Origin of the sequence: Sporosarcina sp. Marseille-Q4063, assembly GCF_018309085.1 — a bacterium.
Lineage (GTDB): Bacteria > Bacillota > Bacilli > Bacillales_A > Planococcaceae > Sporosarcina.
The window spans coordinates 2,452,042-2,472,500 of record NZ_CP070502.1 but is presented as its reverse complement, the minus strand read 5'-3'; the positions used below and the strand labels follow the sequence as shown (position 1 = coordinate 2,472,500).

At 44.7% G+C, this 20,459-nt stretch carries 13 protein-coding genes, 9 tRNA genes, 3 rRNA genes and 1 pseudogene (1 of these 26 running past the window's edge); all 26 read right to left on the bottom strand.

The window, feature by feature from the left end; genetic code table 11:
* Positions 1–28, bottom strand: a tRNA-Ala gene (locus JSQ81_RS12855) (it extends 48 nt beyond the left edge of the window).
* Positions 29–34: 6 nt separating this feature from the next.
* Positions 35–111 (bottom strand) — tRNA-Pro (locus JSQ81_RS12850).
* Between the two features lie 18 nt (positions 112–129).
* A tRNA-Arg gene (locus JSQ81_RS12845) sits at positions 130–206 on the bottom strand.
* Positions 207–218: 12 nt separating this feature from the next.
* Positions 219–307 (bottom strand) — tRNA-Leu (locus tag JSQ81_RS12840).
* 7 nt (positions 308–314) lie between these two features.
* Positions 315–389 (bottom strand) — tRNA-Gly (locus JSQ81_RS12835).
* A gap of 13 nt (positions 390–402) precedes the next feature.
* Positions 403–484 (bottom strand) — tRNA-Leu (locus JSQ81_RS12830).
* Positions 485–491: 7 nt separating this feature from the next.
* A tRNA-Lys gene (locus tag JSQ81_RS12825) sits at positions 492–567 on the bottom strand.
* A gap of 5 nt (positions 568–572) precedes the next feature.
* Positions 573–648: transfer RNA gene (locus JSQ81_RS12820), tRNA-Thr, on the bottom strand.
* A gap of 24 nt (positions 649–672) precedes the next feature.
* Positions 673–748, bottom strand: a tRNA-Val gene (locus JSQ81_RS12815).
* A gap of 63 nt (positions 749–811) precedes the next feature.
* Positions 812–927 (bottom strand): 5S ribosomal RNA (gene rrf, locus JSQ81_RS12810).
* 154 nt (positions 928–1,081) lie between these two features.
* Positions 1,082–4,037 (bottom strand): 23S ribosomal RNA (locus JSQ81_RS12805).
* 353 nt (positions 4,038–4,390) lie between these two features.
* Positions 4,391–5,946, bottom strand: a 16S ribosomal RNA gene (locus tag JSQ81_RS12800).
* Together the 16S, 23S and 5S rRNA genes with 9 tRNA genes alongside form the textbook arrangement of a ribosomal RNA operon.
* Positions 5,947–6,468: 522 nt before the next feature.
* A complete protein-coding gene (gene lysS / locus JSQ81_RS12795; RefSeq protein ID WP_212604429.1) occupies positions 6,469–7,959 on the bottom strand; it encodes a lysine--tRNA ligase in 1,491 nt (496 codons plus the stop codon).
* Between the two features lie 106 nt (positions 7,960–8,065).
* A pseudogene (locus JSQ81_RS12790) lies at positions 8,066–8,384 on the bottom strand (tRNA-dihydrouridine synthase); the annotation flags it as partial.
* Between the two features lie 54 nt (positions 8,385–8,438).
* Positions 8,439–8,948 carry a 2-amino-4-hydroxy-6-hydroxymethyldihydropteridine diphosphokinase gene (gene folK / locus JSQ81_RS12785; protein ID WP_212604428.1) on the bottom strand — a complete coding sequence of 170 codons (510 nt, stop codon included), beginning with the start codon at positions 8,946–8,948 and terminating at the stop codon, positions 8,439–8,441.
* Positions 8,945–9,313, bottom strand: a complete 369-nt coding sequence (gene folB, locus JSQ81_RS12780; protein ID WP_212604427.1) for a dihydroneopterin aldolase — start codon at positions 9,311–9,313, stop codon at positions 8,945–8,947. The genes folK and folB overlap by 4 nt, the downstream gene beginning before the upstream one ends.
* 11 nt (positions 9,314–9,324) lie before the next feature.
* On the bottom strand, positions 9,325–10,176 hold the full coding sequence (gene folP / locus JSQ81_RS12775; RefSeq protein ID WP_212604426.1) for a dihydropteroate synthase: 852 nt from the start codon (positions 10,174–10,176) through the stop codon (positions 9,325–9,327).
* Entirely contained in the window at positions 10,176–11,027 is an 852-nt protein-coding gene (pabC, locus tag JSQ81_RS12770; protein WP_212604425.1) for an aminodeoxychorismate lyase, read from the bottom strand. Before pabC ends, folP begins: the two co-directional genes overlap by 1 nt.
* Before the next feature lie 14 nt (positions 11,028–11,041).
* Positions 11,042–12,430, bottom strand: a complete 1,389-nt coding sequence (locus JSQ81_RS12765) for an anthranilate synthase component I family protein (RefSeq protein ID WP_249336536.1) — start codon at positions 12,428–12,430, stop codon at positions 11,042–11,044.
* A gap of 104 nt (positions 12,431–12,534) precedes the next feature.
* Positions 12,535–13,461, bottom strand: a complete 927-nt coding sequence (gene cysK, locus JSQ81_RS12760) for a cysteine synthase A (RefSeq protein WP_212604424.1) — start codon at positions 13,459–13,461, stop codon at positions 12,535–12,537.
* Between the two features lie 172 nt (positions 13,462–13,633).
* The gene (locus tag JSQ81_RS12755; RefSeq protein ID WP_212604423.1) at positions 13,634–14,557 is read right to left on the bottom strand and encodes a peptidyl-prolyl cis-trans isomerase; all 924 of its coding nucleotides are present in this window, start codon (positions 14,555–14,557) and stop codon (positions 13,634–13,636) included.
* Positions 14,535–15,422: an Hsp33 family molecular chaperone HslO gene (gene hslO / locus JSQ81_RS12750; protein ID WP_212604422.1), complete on the bottom strand. Its 888-nt coding sequence runs from the start codon at positions 15,420–15,422 to the stop codon at positions 14,535–14,537. Before hslO ends, JSQ81_RS12755 begins: the two co-directional genes overlap by 23 nt.
* Positions 15,423–15,455: 33 nt before the next feature.
* Positions 15,456–16,220, bottom strand: coding sequence for a type III pantothenate kinase (locus JSQ81_RS12745; RefSeq protein ID WP_212604421.1), 765 nt, complete (start codon positions 16,218–16,220; stop codon positions 15,456–15,458).
* A gap of 101 nt (positions 16,221–16,321) precedes the next feature.
* Positions 16,322–18,334 carry an ATP-dependent zinc metalloprotease FtsH gene (gene ftsH / locus JSQ81_RS12740; RefSeq protein ID WP_212604420.1) on the bottom strand — a complete coding sequence of 671 codons (2,013 nt, stop codon included), beginning with the start codon at positions 18,332–18,334 and terminating at the stop codon, positions 16,322–16,324.
* Positions 18,335–18,476: 142 nt separating this feature from the next.
* Positions 18,477–19,019 carry a hypoxanthine phosphoribosyltransferase gene (gene hpt, locus JSQ81_RS12735; RefSeq protein ID WP_212604419.1) on the bottom strand — a complete coding sequence of 181 codons (543 nt, stop codon included), beginning with the start codon at positions 19,017–19,019 and terminating at the stop codon, positions 18,477–18,479.
* Between the two features lie 23 nt (positions 19,020–19,042).
* Positions 19,043–20,449: a tRNA lysidine(34) synthetase TilS gene (gene tilS, locus JSQ81_RS12730; RefSeq protein ID WP_212604418.1), complete on the bottom strand. Its 1,407-nt coding sequence runs from the start codon at positions 20,447–20,449 to the stop codon at positions 19,043–19,045.
* Positions 20,450–20,459: the final 10 nt, after the last annotated feature.

Genomic DNA, 20,459 nt, shown 5'->3' with positions numbered 1-20,459 from the left:
GGCGCTCTCCCAGCTGAGCTAAGGCCCCGGAAAATGGTCGGGAAGACAGGATTCGAACCTGCGACCCCTTGGTCCCAAACCAAGTGCTCTACCAAGCTGAGCTACTTCCCGAGATTATATGAAAAATAATGGCGCGCCCGGCAGAAGTCGAATCCACAACCTTCTGATCCGTAGTCAGACGCTCTATCCAATTGAGCTACGGGCGCATACGAAATATCTGGTGCCGAGAACCGGAATCGAACCGGTACGGTAGTTACCTACCGCAGGATTTTAAGTCCTGTGCGTCTGCCAGTTCCGCCACCCCGGCAAATCAATGGAGCGGAAGACGGGATTCGAACCCGCGACCTCCACCTTGGCAAGGTGATATTCTACCACTGAACTACTTCCGCGTTATATATAAAGTGCGGGTGAAGGGAGTCGAACCCCCACGCCCGAAGGCACTAGATCCTAAGTCTAGCGTGTCTGCCAGTTCCACCACACCCGCATGAAAATGGTGAGCCATACAGGATTCGAACCTGTGACCCTCTGATTAAAAGTCAGATGCTCTACCAACTGAGCTAATGGCTCGAAAGTGGTGCCGGAGAAAGGACTTGAACCCTCAACCTACTGATTACAAGTCAGTTGCTCTACCAGTTGAGCTACTCCGGCGTTATTTCAAGATCTAAATTTGAATGGTGGAGGATGACGGGCTCGAACCGCCGACCCCCTGCTTGTAAGGCAGGTGCTCTCCCAGCTGAGCTAATCCTCCTGGGTTTATAAGGTAAACTGTTTCAAAGAAGTTCGCTTTGATACAGTCTTAATGAATTTACAAGCCCGGCAGCGTCCTACTCTTGCAGGGGGAAGCCCCCAACTACCATCGGCGCTGAAGAGCTTAACTACCGTGTTCGGTATGGGAACGGGTGTGACCTCTTCGCTATCGTCACCAGACTTGTTTGTCATTTATCAAAGGACAATATTCATTATAACAACTCTTTTTGAAAATACAAGCTTTTTTTAAAAGAACGATGCTTGTTCGTTCAAAACCGGATAAAACGAATAATCTTTTCACAAATCAGGGTCAATCAAACCCTTTTAACTTGAATAGGTTAAGTCCTCGATCAATTAGTATCCGTCAGCTACGTACGTCGCCGCACTTACACCCCGGACCTATCAACCTCATCTTCTCTGAGGGATCTTACTTACTTGCGTAATGGGAAATCTCATCTTGAAGGGGGCTTCATGCTTAGATGCTTTCAGCATTTATCCCGTCCACACGTAGCTACCCAGCGATGCCTTTGGCAAGACAACTGGTACACCAGCGGTGTGTCCATCCCGGTCCTCTCGTACTAAGGACAGCTCTTCTCAAATTTCCTGCGCCCGCGACGGATAGGGACCGAACTGTCTCACGACGTTCTGAACCCAGCTCGCGTACCGCTTTAATGGGCGAACAGCCCAACCCTTGGGACCGACTACAGCCCCAGGATGCGATGAGCCGACATCGAGGTGCCAAACCTTCCCGTCGATGTGGACTCTTGGGGAAGATAAGCCTGTTATCCCCGGGGTAGCTTTTATCCGTTGAGCGATGGCCCTTCCATGCGGAACCACCGGATCACTAAGCCCGTCTTTCGACCCTGCTCGACTTGTAGGTCTCGCAGTTAAGCTCCCTTATGCCTTTGCACTCTACGAATGATGTCCAACCATTCTGAGGGAACCTTTGGGCGCCTCCGTTACCCTTGAGGAGGCGACCGCCCCAGTCAAACTGCCCGCCTGACACTGTCTCCTGCCCCGATAAGGGGCATGGGTTAGAATTCCAGTACAGTCAGGGTAGTATCCCACCAACGCCTCCTCCGAAGCTGGCGCTCCGGAATCTCAGGCTCCTACCTATCCTGTACAGACTGCATCAGAATTCAATATCAGGTTGCAGTAAAGCTCCACGGGGTCTTTCCGTCCTGTCGCGGGTAACCTGCATCTTCACAGGTACTATAATTTCACCGAGTCTCTCGTTGAGACAGTGCCCAAATCGTTACGCCTTTCGTGCGGGTCGGAACTTACCCGACAAGGAATTTCGCTACCTTAGGACCGTTATAGTTACGGCCGCCGTTTACTGGGGCTTCAATTGGAAGCTTCGCTTGCGCTAACCTCTCCTCTTAACCTTCCAGCACCGGGCAGGCGTCAGCCCCTATACTTCACCTTGCGGTTTTGCAGAGACCTATGTTTTTGCTAAACAGTCGCTTGGGCCTATTCACTGCGGCTCTCTCAGGCTTTAACACCTTACCAGAGCACCCCTTCTCCCGAAGTTACGGGGTCATTTTGCCGAGTTCCTTAACGAGAGTTCTCTCGATCACCTTAGGATTCTCTCCTCGCCTACCTGTGTCGGTTTGCGGTACGGGCACCTCCCGCCTCACTAGAGGCTTTTCTTGGCAGCGTGAAATCAGGGACTCCGGGGATAATTCCCCTTGCTATCACAGCTCAATGTTATAGAAACGGGATTTTCCTCGTTTCACACCTTACTGCTTAGACGCGCATAACCAACAGCGCGCTCACCCTATCCTACTGCGTCCCCCCATTGTTCAAACGGCGGGGAGGTGGTACAGGAATATCAACCTGTTGTCCATCGTCTACGCCTTTCGGCCTCGACTTAGGTCCCGACTAACCCTGAGCGGACGAGCCTTCCTCAGGAAACCTTAGGCATTCGGTGGAAGGGATTCTCACCCTTCTTTCGCTACTCATACCGGCATTCTCACTTCTAGGCGCTCCACCAGTCCTTACGGTCTGACTTCAACGCCCCTAGAACGCTCTCCTACCACTGACACCAAAGGTGTCAATCCACAGTTTCGGTAATCCGTTTAGCCCCGGTACATTTTCGGCGCGGCGCCACTCGACCAGTGAGCTATTACGCACTCTTTAAATGGTGGCTGCTTCTAAGCCAACATCCTGGTTGTCTGGGCAACGCCACATCCTTTTCCACTTAACGGATATTTGGGGACCTTAACTGGTGGTCTGGGTTGTTTCCCTCTCGACTACGAATCTTATCACCCGCAGTCTGACTCCCAAACATAAATCTTCGGCATTCGGAGTTTGTCTGAATTCGGTAACCCGGGATGGGCCCCTAGTCCAAACAGTGCTCTACCTCCGAGATTCTAACGTTTGAGGCTAGCCCTAAAGCTATTTCGGAGAGAACCAGCTATCTCCAGGTTCGATTGGAATTTCACCGCTACCCACACCTCATCCCCGCATTTTTCAACATACGTGGGTTCGGGCCTCCAGTAAGTGTTACCTTACCTTCACCCTGGACATGGGTAGATCACCTGGTTTCGGGTCTACGACCCCATACTAAATCGCCCTATTCAGACTCGCTTTCGCTGCGGCTCCGCATTCACTGCTTAACCTTGCATGGAATCAGTAACTCGCCGGTTCATTCTACAAAAGGCACGCCATCACTCGTGATCAATTCCGAAGAAAAGATCAACGGAGCTCTGACTACTTGTAGGCACACGGTTTCAGGATCTATTTCACTCCCCTTCCGGGGTGCTTTTCACCTTTCCCTCACGGTACTGGTTCACTATCGGTCACTAGGAAGTATTTAGCCTTGGGAGATGGTCCTCCCGGATTCCAACGGAATTTCACGTGTTCCGTCGTACTCAGGATACACTCTGGAGAGAATGAACTTTCGACTACGGGGCTTTTACCCACTACGGCGGACCTTTCCAGGTCGCTTCGTCTAATTCATTCCTTTGTAACTCCGTATAGAGTGTCCTACAACCCCAGGAAGCAAGCTTCCTGGTTTGGGCTATTCCCGTTTCGCTCGCCGCTACTCAGGGAATCGATTTTTCTTTCTCTTCCTCCGGATACTTAGATGTTTCAGTTCTCCGGGTTTGCCTCAAGTACGCTATGTATTCACGTACATGTACTACCCCATTACGGGCAGTGGGTTTCCCCATTCGGAAATCTCTGGATCAAAGCTTACTTACAGCTCCCCAGAGCATATCGGTGTTAGTGCCGTCCTTCTTAGGCTCCTAGTGCCAAGGCATCCGCCGTGCGCCCTTTCTAACTTAACCTAAAATATTCATCAGTTTCCATTGCATTTGAATGCTCTGGTCACTGTTAAATACTTTTCTTGAACACGACTAGACAGCGATGTAAAGTCAATGTTCATTAAAAAGGTATTGCATTGTCAATTACAAATGTAATCGACTCGATTGATTACTTGATTTGTTACTCTTAATATTGTTTTATCCAGTTTTCAAAGAACAAGTTTTGAAAGTTCATGTTTATTGAGCGAAAAACACCCAATAATATTAAATGAGCCTTCAAAACTGAACGCAAAACGTCAAGTTGTGGAAATGATTCCACATTCCGAATGTTGAAAGGTCAAACACGAAGTGTTTTCGCTCTCGAACATAATCCTTAGAAAGGAGGTGATCCAGCCGCACCTTCCGATACGGCTACCTTGTTACGACTTCACCCCAATCATCTGTCCCACCTTCGGCGGCTGGCTCCCAAAAGGGTTACCTCACCGACTTCGGGTGTTACAAACTCTCGTGGTGTGACGGGCGGTGTGTACAAGACCCGGGAACGTATTCACCGTGGCATGCTGATCCACGATTACTAGCGATTCCGGCTTCATGCAGGCGAGTTGCAGCCTGCAATCCGAACTGGGAACGGTTTTATGGGATTAGCTCCCCCTCGCGGGTTGGCAACCCTCTGTACCGTCCATTGTAGCACGTGTGTAGCCCAGGTCATAAGGGGCATGATGATTTGACGTCATCCCCACCTTCCTCCGGTTTATCACCGGCAGTCACCTTAGAGTGCCCAACTGAATGCTGGCAACTAAGGTTAAGGGTTGCGCTCGTTGCGGGACTTAACCCAACATCTCACGACACGAGCTGACGACAACCATGCACCACCTGTCACCGCTGTCCCCGAAGGGAAAGGCATATCTCTATGCCGGGCAGCGGGATGTCAAGACCTGGTAAGGTTCTTCGCGTAGCTTCGAATTAAACCACATGCTCCACCGCTTGTGCGGGTCCCCGTCAATTCCTTTGAGTTTCAGCCTTGCGGCCGTACTCCCCAGGCGGAGTGCTTAATGCGTTTGCTCCAGCACTAAGGGGCGGAAACCCCCTAACACTTAGCACTCATCGTTTACGGCGTGGACTACCAGGGTATCTAATCCTGTTTGCTCCCCACGCTTTCGCGCCTCAGCGTCAGTTACAGACCAGAAAGCCGCCTTCGCCACTGGTGTTCCTCCACATCTCTACGCATTTCACCGCTACACGTGGAATTCCGCTTTCCTCTTCTGTACTCAAGCCTTTCAGTTTCCAATGACCTTCCACGGTTGAGCCGTGGGCTTTCACATCAGACTTAAAAGGCCGCCTGCGCGCGCTTTACGCCCAATAATTCCGGACAACGCTTGCCACCTACGTATTACCGCGGCTGCTGGCACGTAGTTAGCCGTGGCTTTCTAATGAGGTACCGTCAAGGTACGGGCAGTTACTCCCGTACTTGTTCTTCCCTCACAACAGAGTTTTACGATCCGAAAACCTTCTTCACTCACGCGGCATTGCTCCATCAGACTTTCGTCCATTGTGGAAGATTCCCTACTGCTGCCTCCCGTAGGAGTCTGGGCCGTGTCTCAGTCCCAGTGTGGCCGATCACCCTCTCAGGTCGGCTACGCATCGTCGCCTTGGTAGGCCGTTATCCCACCAACTAGCTAATGCGCCGCGGGCCCATCCTGCAGTGACAGCGTAAGCCGTCTTTCAGAGTTTGTTCATGCGAACAAACTGATTATTCGGTATTAGCCCCGGTTTCCCGGAGTTATCCCCATCTGCAGGGCAGGTTGCCCACGTGTTACTCACCCATCCGCCGCTAACATTATAAGAAGCAAGCTCCTTATAATGTTCGCTCGACTTGCATGTATTAGGCATGCCGCCAGCGTTCGTCCTGAGCCAGGATCAAACTCTCCATAATAGAGAAACTTGAATAGCTCGAGTTTCATTTTGCTGACTTCGAATCCGAAGATTCGTTTTTGTTTCGATTTAACGAAACGTTATATCTTGACGTTTTGCTGTTCAGTTTTCAAGGTTCATTATATAAGTAAGAACTTCACTCACATATTTGTTTCGGCGCTACCATCTCTCGACAGCAACTCTTATATCATATCAAACTCACTCGACCTTGTCAACAACATTTTATAATTTCTTTTTCGTTGTTTCTGTGGTGAATTTGGCGACATTCATAACTATAACAGGCGCTCAACTATAATGCAACACTTTTTTAAAACTTCTTCATACATTTGTATACCCGTACATAATAAAGGTGTGCGAAACCAAGTGGTGACGGCTTCGCACGTGGATTTAATTATATACAACTTAACTTAGAGCACTTGCACATAACGCTTTACTTACAATGAAGAAAGCATTGTGGACAAATTATGAAACGAATAACACTCGATTGTTTCATCAATACGTTCGGTTGAACTCTTTAATGAAGTTAGTCTCTCGGACGCATTTGCGGGAAAAGAAGAATATCTCGTATTGATGGTGCATTCGTCAGCAACATAACAAGGCGATCAATTCCGATTCCCAGCCCTCCCGTTGGTGGCAATCCGTACTCCAACGCTTCAATGAAGTCTTCATCCATATCATGCGCCTCATCATTTCCTTGTTCCTTTTCAACTAGTTGCGCTTCAAAACGTTGACGTTGATCGATTGGGTCATTAAGTTCCGTGAAGGCATTCGCATGTTCACGACGCACGATAAATAATTCGAATCGGTCCGTGAAACGCTCATCTTTTGGATTCTTTTTCGCGAGTGGGGAAATCTCTACTGGATGTCCGTAGATAAATGTTGGTTGCACCAACTCCTCTTCTACCTTTTGCTCAAAGAATTCGTTAAGTACATGACCAACTTCCATCATCGCCGTTACTTCGACGCCATGCTCTTTCGCCAGTGCATGTGCTTCTTCTTTCGTCATTTGGTTCCAGAAGTCAACGCCCGTATACTCTTTAACGGCATCTGCCATATGAAGCCTCTTCCAACCCGGCGCTAGGTTAATTACATCATCGCCATATGTTACATTTGTAGTGCCAAGTACATCTTGGGCGATATGTGCAATTAAATTTTCGGTAAGCGCCATGATGTCTTCGTAATCAGCATATGCTTCATATAGTTCAATCATTGTAAACTCAGGATTGTGACGAGTTGAAGTTCCCTCATTACGGAATACACGTCCAATTTCGTATACCTTCTCAAGACCACCTACAATTAAACGCTTTAAATGGAGTTCAATTGCGATACGCATATAAAGGGTCATGTCTAATGAATTATGGTGAGTAATGAATGGTCGTGCTGATGCACCGCCTGCAATTGCATGTAACATCGGTGTTTCAACTTCCAGGAATCCCTGATCATCAAGGTATCGACGCATCGATTGAATGATTCTACTACGCAAGATGAATGTCTCTTTACTACCCTCTGTTGAAATCAAGTCTAGGTAACGCTGGCGGTAACGTTGTTCAATATCTTGTAAACCATGAAATTTCTCAGGTAAAGGTCGAAGTGCTTTTGTAAGGAATGTAAACTCGTTCACCTTAATTGATAGTTCGCCGACATTTGTTTTGAAAACTGTACCAGCAACGCCGATAATATCTCCAAGATCAGTACTTAAATATAGCTTGTACGCCTCTTCCCCGATAGCATCCTGCCGTACATAAATTTGAATTTGGCCATCCAAATCTTGAAGATGGGCAAATCCCGCCTTTCCTTTTCCGCGCTTTGTCATAATGCGGCCCGCAATTTTCACTTCATATGAAGCTTCTTCTAATTCTTCTTTCGAGAAACCGTCATATTTTTCACGGATTTCTTCAGATAAATGCGTTCGTTCAAATTTCGAACCGAACGGATCAAGCCCACTTTCCCTTATATCCAACATCTTCTGGCGCCTCACCAGAAGTTGGTCGTTTAAATCGTCAAGATTGGACATTTCGTTCACTCCTCTAATTAATTAAGTTCGTATATTTTTTAATATGTACCTATTGTACACAAAGAAAAGAGCTACCACAATTCACGGCAGCTCGAAACCTTTAAGATTAGACAGCACTTCCAGCAAGTTCTGCCTGCTCACGCTCAATCATTTCTTCAGCGAAACCATTCAGAAGACTCCTCAAATTCACTTGCAGTCTCTGTTCCGTTAATTAATTTCCGAACTTTATCATTGCCTCGGATACCCTTCAAATACCACGATGCATGTATGCGCATCTCTCGTGCGGCAACGGATTCCCCTTTTAATGCTATTAGTCGCTCAAAACGAAGATCGCGTGCAATCGGACCTTCCATTAATTCTCCCGTTTCAAGAAAACGCAGGGTCCGATAGATCATACAAGGATTACCAGGTGCAGCTCGCCCAATATTTTCTGTTTTAAATTGCAGTCGTATGAATCTGTATAGGTCGGGGAGATTCTTTTATTGAATAAATTCTTCGACCCCGCTCACTTTTTGCTTAAGTAAAACACTTTGATCATGGACTGCCGCCTCTTCTGAATAAAATCGTCCGGTATCCGGATGAACGATTTCTGGCGCGATTTCAAGAAGCGGTATAAGCACGAATGCTCGTTCATGCATCCGCGGATGCGGAACAATCAAGTTCTCCGCATTAATATTGTCATTATTATAGAGCAGAATGTCAAGGTCTACAATTCGCGGCCCCCACCTTACTGTGCGTACGCGTCCTAATTCATGTTCAATTTCCTGGCAAACAGTCAGCAGATTATAAGCATCTATCGAAGTTCGAACTTCAATGACTATATTTAAGAAGTCCGCTTGGTCCGTATACCCAACCGGTGCTGTTTCGTAAACCGATGACATCGACAAAACTGACACCTCGTTATGCGAATGAAGTGCACGTACTGCATCTTTCAAATGAAGCAATCGCTCACCGATGTTTGATCCGATTGAGATGAATGCACTGTTCACTTGAAATTCCCTCGTGTAATATCTACGGAAACGGATGCATAATGCCCGGCAATTGGAGGGTCCGGTTTAATTAGAACCACACGCACTCCTGTCACTTTATTCGAATAACTATTTAATAAATTTTCTGCGATTATTTCTGCGACTGCTTCAATTAGCTTCTTTGGAGCGCCTTCTACGATTTCCTTGCAAAGCTCATATACTTCCGCGTAATTTACGGTCTTATCAAGATTATCGGTTTTCCCCGCTTCTTCAAGGTTTGTTGCGAGAGATACTGTCACACGAAAACGCTGACCGAGCTTTGTCTCTTCCGGCAATGCGCCGTGGTAACCGTAAAACTCCATTTCGTTCAAATGAATATAATCCAATTGGCATTCTCCTATCCCTTGTATGTAGACTTACCTGTTAATACATCCATCATTTTAACTGCGCGCGCAATTTCCCTTACATCATGAACGCGGATAATATGGCAACCTTTTTCAATCCCATAACAAACCGTTGCACTCGTTCCTTCGAGACGTTCTTCTACAGGCAAACCTAAAACATTTCCAATTATCGACTTCCGTGAAGTTCCGAGTAATTGCGGATAACCTAATTCGGCGACTTTCTGTAGTCCTTGCATGACAACTATGTTTTGCGCTGTATCTTTCGCAAAGCCAATTCCGGGATCTAACCAAATGTTTTCCTTAATGACTCCTGCATTAGATGCAATGTCAATACTTTCATTCAGATCAGAAATTAGTTCATCCATTAACAGGCCTTTATAAACCGCTTGCTCTCGATTATGCATTAAAATGATTGGCGCCTTATACATTGCAGCGATTTCCGCGATTTTCGGTTCGCGCTTCGCACCCCAAACATCATTAATAATATGCGCACCAGCTTTCATCGCCGCATCCGCAACTCCAGCTTTATATGTATCTATTGAAACCGCGCAGTTTAACTCGCGAGTGATTGCTTCTATAATCGGCACAGTTCGCTCGAGCTCTTCTTCAAATGAAACCGGTGCGTGTCCTGGGCGGGTTGATTCGCCGCCAATGTCGATGATTTTTGCCCCATCTCGTATCATTTCTTCTGCATGTTTAAGGGCACTATCAATTCTTCCGTATTTACCTCCGTCGGAAAATGAATCAGGTGTGACGTTTAAGATTCCCATAACGACCGTTTCTTTTCGGAAGTCCATCTCAATCTCGCCGAAACGATAAACGGGTTTTGCATTAGTTAACTCCATTAGTTAGTACCTTCTTTCATTTCATCAATGGCCGCTTTGTATAAGTTGTGCAACTTCTGGTAATAAATCCCGTTTGCTCCTGGTAATGATTTACCTCCGATACTTGCTAACGGCACAATTTCTTGAATTGCATTCGTGACGAATAATTCGTCTGCTGTTTCAACTACTCTTTGGGTGTAAAATCCTTCATTCACACTAATTCCATCCGCTTTGGCTATCTCCATAATAAAAGCACGCGTTGTTCCAGGTAAAATTCCAGTTTCAATCGCCGGAGTGAATAGTTCGTCGTCTTTTATCCAAAATACATTGGACGTAACACCTTCTGCAACAAAGCCATCTTTGTTGAGAAATAATCCTTCATGTTCTTTTAACGAAGGTAGCTCGAGTCTTCCGCGGACGTTATTAAGAAAGTTATGCGATTTATGGCGCACTGCACTTTCTGGATCATTCCGGGTTGTATCAAGCCATACTCCTTTTTTTTCGGCACCAGTGATAGTTTCAGGTAATTCTTTTCTAAATAAAATAATCGTCGGTGTCGTGTAAGATGAAGGCGCGAGCCCAATATCGTGAACCCCTGCCGATACATTCAGCCGAAAATACCCATCTGCACCCGCCGAGTCATTTAGTTTTCGAACAGCGGCTATTATTTCTTCAGTTTCATAGGGCATCGAAATCCGGTATTCGGAGAGCGCATTGTTTAAACGGTCCATATGGGCTTGAAACAAAAATAAGTTGCCGTCATATGTACGAAACGTTTCAAAAAAACCGACACCGTATAAAAATCCGTGATCGAACGGAGAGATTTTCATATCTTCCGCTTGCACAAATTCACCGTTCATCCAACACAACATCGAATAGACCTCCTTTACCTTTCTGCCATTGCTTTTGCTTGCCATAGTGCTTTTCCTTTTGCCAACGACTCGATATATTCATTTTTCGGGATTGAATCTGCGACTAGTCCGGCGCCCGCCTGAATATGTGCGACTCCGTCTTGAATAAAAGCCGTGCGAATGACCACGTTTAATTCGAAATCGCCATTGAAACCGAACCAACCGATTGACCCCGTGTATAAACCTCTTCGTTCCGGCTCGAGTTCTTCGATAATTTCCATTGTGCGCAGCTTCGGTGCACCTGTAATTGTGCCGCCGGGAAATACGCCTTTTACGATATCGGCGTTTGATAGGTTGTCGGCGACTACTCCCCGAACATTCGATACAAGGTGCATGACGTGTGAATAGCGTTCAACAATCATGAACTCGCTTGTTTCCACTGTACCTGAATTGCAAACTCGTTCTAAATCTTCCTTTTCCAACTCGACGAGCATGACATGTTCGCCTTTTTCTTTTTCATTCGATAAAAGGTCCTTTTCAAAAGCATTATCTTCATCGTCTGTCATTCCTCTTGGTCTCGTTCCTCCAATTGGGCGCGTATTTAACTCATTCCCGCGTTTTTTCAACAGCAATTCCGGCGAACTTGAAACAACCGAAAATTCTGATGCGCCAATTGAAGCCATATAAGGCGACGGATTGACTGAGCGTAGCGCTTCGTACATCGCAAGCGGATGAGCTGTTAACCTTTTCGATTGCCGGACGGAAAGATTTACCTGGATCACTTCGCCTTTTGCAATATATTCCTGTACATCTGCAACCATTTTCTCAAATTGTGAACCGGTAACGGATACTTCTAGTTCATCTGATGATTTCGTCACACTTGTCACGAATTCCACTTTGGATTTGGCTGCTTCCATCCATTTCATCTCGACATCCGCGGGGGTTATTCCGCTTCCCGAAAGTGTCATGAAGTAGGCTGTTTCTGCTTGGATATCAAAAACTACCCACTCGTCGAATAAATAAAAGAATAAATCCGGTGTTTTTAAGCTATCTATCGTGTCGTTTGGTAGCGTTTCATATCTTCGGACGTAGTCATAACTTATAAATCCAGCTACACCACCTTGAAATTCAGGAAGCTCCGAAATGTAATCCACTTTATATGCAGCAACAAACTGTGTGAGCAGTTCCAACGGGTCTCCTCGCTTAATTTCTTCGGTGCCATCACGCCAGATTATTTTTAATTGATCGCCATCTAACGACTGAAGTTTAGCTAATGGATTAATACCGGCAATGGATAAATTACCGCCGCGTCCGCTTTCAAGAAGGATGTGCTCCTCGGCTTCATGTGCAAGTTGTTGATAGGCAGTAAAAAATTGATCTTTTGTCATTGTTTTAGCCGTGAAGGCCGGTACTTGTCGTGTCATGTTTTATTTTCCTCCCGGTACCGATTGATACTCCTATCTTAACGCACATTCCGTGTTTTGTGCATAAAAAAAGAAGGAGCCTGTTTACTCCTTCTTCCGATAACTTATTGGTCTTCGAATTGATAGAGCGGTGTACTTAAGTATCGTTCGCCGTTTGACGGAAGAATGGCGACTACCTTTTTCCCTTTTCCAAGATTTTTCGCAACTTGAAGGGCTGCAAAAATAGCAGCTCCAGAGGAAACTCCACCGAGGATTCCCTCTTCGCGTGCCGCGCGTCTTGCCGTTTCGTAAGATTCATCATTTGTTACGAGTATTATCTCATCATAAATATCAGTATCAAGCACCTTCGGAATAAAACCTGCGCCAATTCCTTGAATTTTATGTGGGCCCGGTTGCCCGCCCGACAAAACAGCAGAGTCTGTCGGTTCAACAGCTACTATTTTGACATCTGGAAAACGTTCTTTTAGCACGCGCCCGGCACCGGTAATTGTACCGCCCGTTCCAATTCCCGAAATAAATGCGTCTACACGATCTAGCGCATCTGCGATTTCAGGACCAGTTGTTAGCCGGTGAATTTCAGGATTCGCTTCATTGTTGAATTGTTGAGGCATGAACCAGCCGTTTTCTTTTGCCAGTTCTTCTGCTTTTGCGATGGCGCCTTTCATTCCTTCAGCACCCGGCGTCAATACCAAATCTGCACCATATGCACGTAATAGGTTTCGGCGTTCAGTACTCATCGTATCAGGCATGACTAAAACTGCTTTATACCCTTTTGCCGCCGCTATCATTGCCAACCCGATTCCTGTGTTGCCACTTGTCGGTTCGATAATTGTGCCGCTTGCTTGTAATTCCCCAGATTTTTCGGCTTCCTCAATCATAGCGAGTGCAATCCGGTCCTTAACACTAGAACCCGGGTTAAAATATTCTAACTTCAAATAAACATCCGCGTCATCGGCACCTGTCATTCGATTCATTTTAACAAGTGGTGTTTTCCCAACTAAATCTGCAATCGAGTTTCCAACGATAGCCATAGTACCCTCTCCTAATCCCTACTATTTTGATATGCTTTATACTATTAATCCTACTACCATTGTGTGCATGGTGTCAAATGTTTTATCTACCTATTTGTTCCCTTTCCTTCGATAAGTAACCCCTGAAACAACAAAAACCATCTATAAGATGGTTTTGTTAGTTTAGTAGATTTTATTCCCGGTAAAACCAACTAGTATCGAATTCTTTCCAAAACGCTTCCATATTGACTGTTTCGGTTAGTTGTTCCATTGCGAGTTTACGCTTGATATGATTTTTTACTTCTTTGAATTTAAATGTCTTCCCTTTCATGACATCACTTACGTGAAGTATGGCAAAATTACCATTCGAAAGGGAGATGACCCCACTCGTTGTATTTGGCTTTAACGATGAGGCTGATTTAAAAATTGACGAATCGATGGAATCTTTATTCTCGCTAATATAACCAAGGTCACCGCCAAGGCTTGCAGTTGAAGCATCGATTGAACGTTCTCTCGCCAAAATGTTGAAACTCGAACCTTCATTTAATTCACTTAATGCATTCTCCGCTTCATCCTTTGATGAAAGAACTATGATAGCTGTTCGGTAAGCATTCTCTATGTTATATAAAGAAGCATTGCCATCATAACTTGCTTGAATCGCCTCATCACTAACGACAATGTCTTTGGTTAGTATTTTTTCCAGAATCATCGAGGCGCTGATTTTTTCCCGTTCTTTTTCGGCGGTCATGCCCGTGAAAATTTGGTCGTCCACCGAATGAATAAGTGCAAGTTCCAAGTCAATTTCTTTATTAGAAACTTTTATGTCATACTTTTTCGCTGCTGCTTCCATCACTTTGTTGTTAACGAGTTCCAATAGCGTTTCACGACCGATTTTTTCTTCCATTGCGGCCATCCAAGTTTCACGCTTAATCGTTTCGCCATCGACGGAAGCAACTACTTCCCCGGTTTCCCATGATTTATCCGTTACTTTCCATGCGATAAACCACAATAAATTACTGAATAAAAGAATACCGATTACAATCAAAAGCGGTTTTGCTTTCAGTCTTCGTGTTCCATGTTTAGTTTGGTCCTCTTTATGACCGCGATTGTATTTCATGGATGTACCCTTCCAGATCCTTTTTATCATAAACATAAGATTCTAAGCAAAAATGACAATTTGCTTCGGCTTGGCCTTCTTCCTCAATCATTTCACGAATTTCTTTTTCACCAAGACCAATAATCGCATTGCCAAAACGCTCTTTTGAACAAGTGCATTGGAATGAAACATCCATTTTGTCGAGGATTTCTACATTTTCAGCGCCAAGGACCGTGTGCAATATTTCTTCAGGTGTGAGTCCTTTATCAATCATTTTCGATATCGGTTCCATGTTTGCGATTCTTTCTTCTAAGATCCCGATTGTTTCATCAGTTGCGCCTGGCATGACTTGAATGATAAATCCACCGGCTGCCTTAATCGTCTTATCCGGATTAACCAGCACGCCAAGTGCAACAGCAGACGGAACTTGTTCGGATACGACAAAATACTGCGTAAAATCTTCGGCGATTTCACCTGAGACAATCGGAACTTGGCCAGTGAAGAATTCACGAAGACCCAAGTCTTTCACGACAGTTAGCATTCCCGAAGTTCCAACAGCACGTTTGACATCAAGTTTACCCGATTCATTTAATTCAAAGTGAACGTCAGGATTTGTTGCATAGCCACGTACTTCCCCATGAGCGTTTGAATCGATCACCATCGGTCCGATGGGTCCATCTCCTTCAATTTTAATCGTTAATTTATCCTCGCCTTTTAACATTGCGCCCATCATAACAGCTGCTGACATCGAACGACCAAGAGCCGCACTTGTTGTTGGCCAAATATCATGACGTTTTTGTACTTCTGAAATTGTATCTGTTGAACGGACAGCATATGCCCGGATTGTTCCATTAAACGCTAATGCTTTTACTAAGTAATCATTCATTATTCTCTACTCCTTTAAAATCGTTTCAATACTTTATATGTTTCGTTGATAAATAAGGTGTAGTCCTCTAAGCGTCAAGAAGTTATCGACTACATCAATCACAGTTGTTTCGCTAGCTATAAGATCCGCTAAGCCGCCCGTTGCAATAACAGTAGGCTCTTCTTTACTTTGTGCTTTCATGCGAGCAACGATACCTTCAACTTGCCCGACATAACCGAATACAATTCCTGCCTGCATGGCGGCAACTGTGTTTTTCCCTATGACGTTATCCGGACGCGTTAATTCAATTCTTGGCAGTTTAGAAGCGCGGTCAAACAAGGCTTCCATCGATATGCCGATACCAGGCGCAATTGCTCCGCCCATATAGCCCCCGTCGCTATTTACGTAACAATATGTTGTTGCCGTTCCAAAATCGACGATTATTAAAGGACTTCCATATTCCTCGATGGCCGCTACAGCATTCACGATTCGATCTGCACCAACTTCGCGCGGATTTTCGTATTTAATGTTCAACCCTGTTTTAATCCCCGGGCCGACAATTAGCGGCTTTAGGTTGAAATATTTACTGCACATTTGTTCAAGTGGGAACATAACCGGTGGTACGACAGACGAAATGATAATTCCGTTAATCGCTTCGAAAGTTAAACCGACGTGCGTGAATAGCGATTTTACTTGCATCGCATATTCGTCTTCTGTTTTTTGCCGATACGTTTCCATGCGCCAATGGTATTTGAGTTTTCCTTGGTCATAAACACCGAGTACGATATTTGTATTTCCTGTATCCATTACTAAGATCATTTTTGGGTTCCTCGCTAACTTCGACATTTTTCAACATATCATACCACAAATCTAAGAATAAAAAAAAGCTGGCCGCTTCAAAAAGGGCCAGCTTTCTCTTTTTAATCTCTTCGTTTTTCGTCAAATGGATTTGGCGGGCTTTCATACTCCCGTTCATTTGGCAAATTAGCAATTGATGGATCAGATGGAGCGCCTGTTGAATCAGTGATGACATCATCATCCTCTTTTTCAGTTGACTCCGTTTCATCTTGATCTTTTCCATTATTGTCATACGGACGATCCGGTAATGTACCATGATCTTTCAAATGGTTGATTTGCTCTGCATCGAGCGTTTCTACTTCTAGAAGAGTCGTAGCGATTAAATCTAACAATGCACGATTTTCTGTCAGTATTTTTTTCGTACGCTCGTATTCTTCTTTAACTATGCGTTGCATTTCTTGATCGATTTCATATGCGATCGATTCGGAGTAGTTTTGTTCAGAACTAAAGTCTCTTCCAAGGAATACTTGACCTTGAGATTGACCGAACTGTAACGGTCCGAGTTTTTCACTCATTCCGTACTCCGTCACCATTGACCTTGCAATTCCTGTTGCACGTTGGAAGTCATTATGCGCACCAGTCGAAACTTCGCCAAGTGCAATTTCTTCCGCAACACGTCCGCCCAGAAGTCCAGAAATTTTATCAAGCAGTTCCGGCTTCGTCATAAAGTAACGGTCTTCTTTCGGGAGCATGACCGCATAACCGCCAGCCTGGCCTCGAGGTACAATCGTAACTTTGTGCACAATATCTGCTTCATCAAGAATGAGTCCGACTACTACGTGACCCGCTTCATGGAATGCGACAATGTTTCTTTCTTTATCAGAGATGACCCGGCTTGTTTTAGCGGGACCAGCAATTACACGGTCCGTTGCTTCATCAATATCCGACATGTCGATTTTCTTTTTATCACGTCTTGCAGCGACTAGTGCAGCTTCGTTCAATAAGTTTTCAAGATCTGCGCCTGAGAAACCTGGTGTGCGTTGAGCAAGTGCTTTTAAATTCACTGAGTCGTCAAATGGTTTATTGCGCGCATGAACTCGAAGTACTGCTTCCCTTCCTTTTACATCCGGGCGACCTACCGTGATTTGACGGTCAAAACGACCTGGACGCAGAAGTGCTGGGTCCAAAATGTCTGGGCGGTTCGTAGCTGCTACGATAATGATTCCTTCGTTTTCGCCGAAACCATCCATTTCAACAAGTAATTGGTTAAGCGTTTGTTCACGTTCATCATGTCCGCCGCCGAGCCCTGCGCCACGTTGACGTCCAACCGCATCGATTTCATCAATAAAAATAATACACGGCGCATTCTTTTTCGCATTTTCGAAAAGATCACGAACACGTGATGCTCCGACCCCGACAAACATCTCAACAAAATCAGAACCTGAAATTGAGAAGAATGGTACGCCGGCTTCACCAGCAACTGCACGTGCAAGTAATGTTTTACCTGTACCAGGTGGTCCGACAAGTAGAATCCCTTGTGGTATGCGTGCGCCAACTTCGATAAACTTTCGTGCGTCTTTGAGGAAATCAACAACTTCTACAAGTTCTGCTTTTTCCTCGTCTGCTCCTGCGACGTCATCGAAACTTACTTTCTCTTTATCATCTGTATGGAGCTTCGCCTTACTTTTACCGAAATTCATTACTTTACCGCCGCCACCGCCCTGTGATTGATTCAACAGGAAGAAGAACAGAATTATAATAATGATAAATGGAACGAGTCCGGTGAAAAATGATACTAGCGCGCTCGTCTCTGGTGCTTTTAAATACTCAATTTTAACGGCCTGAGACGCTGCAACCTCATCAATATCATTTAGCAGTGCATCATGTGACTGCGGAATGTTTGTTATAAAGGTTTCGCCATCTTTAGCGCCTTTCATCTCACCTTTAACTTCATAGATGAGTTGGTCGGGCTGAATTGTGGCGCTTTTTACATTTCCTTCTTCGAGTGCTTGCCGAAATTCATTGTAAGTGATCGGCTTTATTTTCGGGTTTGTTTTATTCAGTGAACCAAATATCCCCATTAGAGCCAGGAAGATTAGTCCATATAGTAGAAAGTATCGAAGTATTCGATTCATCCCTAGGCCTCCTCATTTCATTAAACAGAAAACTATTGTAAATCTTATCATAAGTAATCTTCAATCTACAAAGAAAACGCCTTATACTAGTTGCGCAAAAAAAGCTTTCCTTTACCCCTATATTGGGGAGGTTCGGAAAGCTTCAAAAAGAGTAAATTTCTTTTTTCAATACTCCGATATAAGATAGATTTCTATATTTCTCCATGTAATCCAAACCATACCCGACAACGAAAGCGTCTGGAACGTTAAAACCGATATAATCAGCTTCTAGATTCACTTTCCGACCTGTCGGCTTGTCAAGCAGCGTAACGATTTTAATGGAGTTTGCTTTTCGATACTTCATTAAATCAACGAGATAGCTTAGCGTTTTTCCGCTATCGATAATATCTTCAATTATTAATACATCTCGTCCTTCGACACTTGTATTTAAATCTTTCACGATTTTCACTTCACCTGATGACACAGTCGCGTTGCCATAACTTGAAACATCCATAAAATCAAGTTCAATGTAAGCGTCGATCCGTTTAATAAGATCGCTCATAAATGGCAGAGCACCTTTCAGTACACCGATCGCTAACGGAAACTTATCTTTATACTCTTCCGTGAGCGCGGCACCTAGCTCATCAATCTTTTGTTGAATTTCTTCTTCCGAAATTAATACTTCTTCAATGTCCTTGGCGAGCATCGAGATTCCTCCTCAATAATGGATTAATACTTCCCTAAGATAAATATGTACCGGCTCGTCGCCGTCCTATTCTTGGAAAACGAGGCGCCGTAACGTAAGCCTGGCACTGCACATACGTCATCATTATTTGTAACGATAACCGGCAACTCGTCACGTAATGATAATTTTACTTTTTCATCGATAAACAACCTTGATAAACGTTTTGGATTTATCATCCCGGCCAACAACATCCGGTCGCCTTCTTTTCTTTGCCTGACAGATAGCGGGAATGAATCATCGGGTAAATTAAAATACCTGATTTCCTTTGCCTGGACAAGTAAATCTGGCTGTGCCTCATCAATCTCCGCCCAATAAATCCAGCCATTATTTAACCAATCTGTTTCTTTACCTTTTGGCATGACTTTTATCGTCGCTGAAGAACTTGAAAAGTTATCCTGTTTTACGAATGTTAACTTGTCGTATTCTCTTACAAACCGATAACCTAATGGGAGATGAATCGAGACGTTTCCATCCTCGGAACTGAGATGATGTAACAACTGTTCGATGAGTGTATATTTATAACGAACGAGGACTTTATTATTATCATAAAGATAATCTAATAGTAGTTTAATCATTCGCCTTTGTAAAGCAGTTGGCATGCTTCCAAATGATTGTTTATTTATTGTCGGCAGACCCTCTTCCGTAAAACCAACCATCTTGCCCAATTGTTCTTCCGCTGTAGCCCATAGAAAGGCATCATCCTCTTGTAACTTCCCCACCATATCGGCAACTCTTTCAGGCACTTTTGGATTTTCACTAATCATATGAGGGATTACATGTCTTCGGAAACGATTGCGCATGTAAGCATCGCTTTGATTGCTTGGATCTTCGCAAAACTGCAAGTTGTTTTCCTTCACATACGCATAAAGTGTTTCCTTTACTGCCGGAAGAAAGGGACGAATGAGCACACCTTCATCCATTTCTCTTTTAATCGGGATTCCTGAAGGCATTAAACCCTTCGTCATTTGCATTAATACCGTTTCAAGTTGGTCTTCTGCGTGATGTGCCGTAGCCAAGACATTATATTCTTTTTCACGCAGCATTTTTTCGAATAAATTATATCTACCCTCGCGGCATACCGCTTGCACGTTGCCTCCCTCTTTTTCAAGAATTTCAGGCACTGGTACCCGTCCGCCGTGAAATGAGATATTTAATCGTTTGCATAGGTCACTGACTAATTCACCTTCTAAAGCAGATTCTTTTCCTCGTAACATATGGTCTACATGTACGGCAGCGACTTCAATGTCTAATTTCCCACGGTGCACCGCAAGAAAGTGGAGAAGCGCAATCGAATCCACGCCTCCTGAACATGCAACGAGTATTCGATCTTGTGCCTTTATAAGACATTTCTCTTTAATAAATTGAAGAATCGTATCGTTAAAATTATCCACCACTCCACCT

Coding starts and splice junctions, on each gene's coding strand:
- cysK (WP_212604424.1), bottom strand. CDS start 13,461: ATGGCTATCGTTGGAAACTCGATTGCAGATTTAGTTGGGAAAACACCA.
- pabC (WP_212604425.1), bottom strand. CDS start 11,027: ATGTTGTGTTGGATGAACGGTGAATTTGTGCAAGCGGAAGATATGAAA.
- lysS (WP_212604429.1), bottom strand. CDS start 7,959: ATGTCCAATCTTGACGATTTAAACGACCAACTTCTGGTGAGGCGCCAG.
- JSQ81_RS12745 (WP_212604421.1), bottom strand. CDS start 16,220: ATGATCTTAGTAATGGATACAGGAAATACAAATATCGTACTCGGTGTT.
- JSQ81_RS12755 (WP_212604423.1), bottom strand. CDS start 14,557: ATGAAATACAATCGCGGTCATAAAGAGGACCAAACTAAACATGGAACA.
- ftsH (WP_212604420.1), bottom strand. CDS start 18,334: ATGAATCGAATACTTCGATACTTTCTACTATATGGACTAATCTTCCTG.
- folP (WP_212604426.1), bottom strand. CDS start 10,176: ATGGAGTTAACTAATGCAAAACCCGTTTATCGTTTCGGCGAGATTGAG.
- hpt (WP_212604419.1), bottom strand. CDS start 19,019: ATGCTCGCCAAGGACATTGAAGAAGTATTAATTTCGGAAGAAGAAATT.
- hslO (WP_212604422.1), bottom strand. CDS start 15,422: ATGAATGATTACTTAGTAAAAGCATTAGCGTTTAATGGAACAATCCGG.
- JSQ81_RS12765 (WP_249336536.1), bottom strand. CDS start 12,430: ATGACACGACAAGTACCGGCCTTCACGGCTAAAACAATGACAAAAGAT.